Annotated in this window: 5 protein-coding genes; all 5 read left to right on the forward strand. The window is 61.8% G+C overall.

Annotated features, from left to right (window positions below; all coding sequences use genetic code 11):
- On the forward strand, positions 1-521 hold a 521-nt coding region (locus EN991_RS29700), incomplete at its 5' end, for a 4Fe-4S dicluster-binding protein (RefSeq protein ID WP_127370084.1).
- A gap of 112 nt (positions 522-633) precedes the next feature.
- A complete protein-coding gene (locus tag EN991_RS29705) occupies positions 634-1,137 on the forward strand; it encodes an Rrf2 family transcriptional regulator (protein WP_027160676.1) in 504 nt (167 codons plus the stop codon).
- 43 nt (positions 1,138-1,180) lie between these two features.
- The gene (locus EN991_RS29710; RefSeq protein WP_024501510.1) at positions 1,181-1,639 is read left to right on the forward strand and encodes a carboxymuconolactone decarboxylase family protein; all 459 of its coding nucleotides are present in this window, start codon (positions 1,181-1,183) and stop codon (positions 1,637-1,639) included.
- 72 nt (positions 1,640-1,711) lie between these two features.
- Positions 1,712-2,089, forward strand: coding sequence for a DoxX family protein (locus EN991_RS29715; protein WP_013530897.1), 378 nt, complete (start codon positions 1,712-1,714; stop codon positions 2,087-2,089).
- Positions 2,090-2,203: 114 nt separating this feature from the next.
- On the forward strand, positions 2,204-3,051 hold an 848-nt coding region (locus EN991_RS29720; protein ID WP_164769463.1), incomplete at its 3' end, for a glycosyltransferase family 4 protein.

Genomic DNA, 3,051 nt, shown 5'->3' on the forward strand with positions numbered 1-3,051 from the left:
TCACCACCTGGCGTGACGCGGCCGAATTCATGGCGCTCGGCGCCGGCAATGTGCAGGTCTGCACGGCGGCGATGACCTACGGCTTCAAGATCGTGCAGGAGATGATCGCGGGCCTGGAAAACTGGATGGACGAGAAGGGGCACGCCTCGCTCGACGACATCGTCGGCCGCGCCACGCCCAATGTCACCGATTGGCAGTATCTCAACCTGAACTACGTCGCCAAGGCGCATATCGACCAGGATGCCTGCATCAAGTGCGGCCGCTGCCACATCGCCTGCGAGGACACTTCGCACCAGGCGATCACCAGCATGGTAGACGGCGTCAGGCACTTCGAGGTCATCGAGGCCGAGTGTGTCGGCTGCAATCTCTGCGTCAATGTCTGCCCGGTCGAGAACTGCATTACCATGGAGCCGCTGGCAGCCGGTGTGATGGACCAGCGCACCGGCAGGCCGGTATCGCCGGTCTACGCCAACTGGACCACGCACCCGAACAACCCGATGGCCAAGGTGGCTGCGGAGTAGGAACTACCCCCCCCAAGAGAAAAACGGCGCTTTCGAGCGCCGTTTTTCATTTTCCTATTGCAGATAGGAATTATCCACGATAGTATGTATCCATGAATAAGGAACCTGTTCGATGAAGCTGGGCGAGGGTGTTGAAGCAGCCATCCATTGCGCCGCCACGCTGGCCAGTGTGGAAGGCAATAGCACCATGCCGGGCGCCGCTCTCGCCGAGGCCTTTGGCCTTTCGCCGAGCTATCTGCTCAAGCATCTCAACATGCTGAGCGCGGCGCGCGTCCTGGAATCGGTGCCCGGGCCTGCCGGTGGCTATCGGCTGGCGCGGCCAGCCGAGCGCATCACGCTGCTCGACATCGTGCTGGCCGTCGAGGGCCGCGAGCCGGCCTTCCGCTGCGGCGAGATCCGCCAGCGCGGTCCGGTGAAGCTCGATGCGTTGGCCTATGTGAAACCCTGCGGCATCAACGCCGCGATGCTGAAGGCCGAACGCGCCTATCGCGCCGCGCTCGCCGAGACCAAGCTGTCCGATATCGTGGCCACCTATGCGGCAGAAGGCGATCCCAGGTCGCTTGCTGCGAGCTGCGCCTTTGTCGAGCGCCACCAGCGGCCGCAGAAATCCAGTTAACCCCAAAACCTCAAAACCCAAGCAGACGTGAAAGGACGAGACGATGAAACAGAGGCTGCAATTTTTCGCCAAGGCGCCGGAGATCATGAAGGCGGTGTCGGCGCTCAACAAGGCGGTGGACGAATGCGGGCTCGAGGTGAGCCTGCTGCACCTGATCAAGCTCAGGGCTTCGCAGATCAATGGCTGCTCGTTCTGCGTCGAGATGCACAGCCGCGAGGCCAGGCGCGACGGCGAGACCGAGCAGCGGCTCTATCTGGTTTCAGCCTGGAAGGAATCGCCGCTGTTCTCGGAGCGTGAACGCGCGGCTTTGGCCTGGACCGAAGCCGTCACCCTGATCGCCAACAACGGCGTGCCGGACGAACTTTATGCACGTACGCTGGAGCATTTCTCAGAAGAGGAGCTGGTCAAGCTGTCCGTTGCGCTCGGCATGATCAACACCTGGAACCGGCTGTGCATCCCGTTCCAAGCCATACATCCGATGCCGGCGGCCAAGGCCGCCTGATTGTCCAATCATGTTGGGAGCGCCGTGGAGAGCGCGCTCCCACTGCCTTAAACCTTTAAAGGGGAGAGTTTGATGCCTGCGGATTTGCCTTCGACCTTGTTGTTTCTCGCTCGCTTGCTGCTCGGCGGCGCCTTCGTTTTCGCCGGCCTGCGCAACATCCAGAACGCGGCCTTCCTGACCCAGCTGATGGCCGCGCGCGGTGTGCCGCAGGCGCGGTTGGCACTGTGGACTGGTATCGTGCTTCAGGTCGCCGCCGGTGTGCTGGTCATCGCAGGATTGTGGACGGCACTCGCGGCCACGGTGCTGCTGCTGTTCCTCATCGTCGCCACGCCGATGTTCCACAATTTCTGGGACCATCAGGGTCCGGACCGTGCGTCCCGCATCAATGGCTTCGTCGGGAATGTTGCCCTGAGCGGTGGCTTTCTGACCCTGATCGCGCAATCCGTTTGACGCACAGTTCCATGCCGACTGCGGCCTCTGGTGCCGACGGCTCAACCATAAAATCGGAACCAATCGAGCCGTTGACGCATTTCACACATGCATGCCCAGCATCCAGGATGAAATATGAAAATCGCCCATGTCGCGCCGCTTTATGAATCGGTGCCGCCAAGGCTCTATGGCGGCACCGAGCGCATCGTCTCGTATCTGACCGAAGCGCTGGTCGATCTGGGTCATGAGGTGACGCTGTTTGCCAGTGGCGACAGCCAGACCTCCGCGAAGCTGGTACCCAGCCGGGAACGCGCGTTGCGCCTCGATCCGCGTCCGCTCAAATCCGAGATCGCGGCGCATCTTTCGATGCTTGCGCAGGTGAGGGAACGGGCGTCGGAGTTCGATGTCATCCACTTCCACCTCAGCCACTTCCTGCATTTTTCCTTCTTTGAGGATATTGCGGAGCGGACGGTGACGACGCCGCATGGCAGGCTGGATTATGTCGACCTGGCGCCGGCCTATGAACGGTTCCCGCGCTTTCCCCTGATTTCCATTTCGCACAGCCAGAAGGCGGGCCTTGCCAACGCCAACTGGTTGGCGACGATCCATCACGGATTGCCGACTGCTCTCTACGAGCCGACGTTCGAGACGGCCGCCGAAGAACCCTACCTTGCCTTCCTCGGCCGGTTCTCACGCGACAAGCGCCCGGATCGCGCCATCGAGATCGCCTTGCGTTCGGGGCTCAAGCTCAAGCTCGCGGCAAAGATCGGCGACGACGATCGCGCCTATTTCCGTGAGGTGGTCGAGCCTTTGATCGATGGCGATCGCGTTGTCTATGTCGGTGAGATCGAGGAAAATCAGAAGGCGGAATTTCTCGGCAAGGCGGCCGGCCTGCTGTTCCCGATCGACTGGCCGGAGCCGTTCGGCCTTGCCGCCATCGAGGCAATGGCCTGCGGCACACCGGTCATCGGCTGGAGTTGCGG

This window comes from Mesorhizobium sp. M7A.F.Ca.US.005.03.2.1, from assembly GCF_003997795.1.
Lineage (GTDB): Bacteria > Pseudomonadota > Alphaproteobacteria > Rhizobiales > Rhizobiaceae > Mesorhizobium > Mesorhizobium ciceri.

Coding starts and splice junctions, on each gene's coding strand:
- EN991_RS29705 (WP_027160676.1), top strand. CDS start 634: ATGAAGCTGGGCGAGGGTGTTGAAGCAGCCATCCATTGCGCCGCCACG.
- EN991_RS29710 (WP_024501510.1), top strand. CDS start 1,181: ATGAAACAGAGGCTGCAATTTTTCGCCAAGGCGCCGGAGATCATGAAG.
- EN991_RS29715 (WP_013530897.1), top strand. CDS start 1,712: ATGCCTGCGGATTTGCCTTCGACCTTGTTGTTTCTCGCTCGCTTGCTG.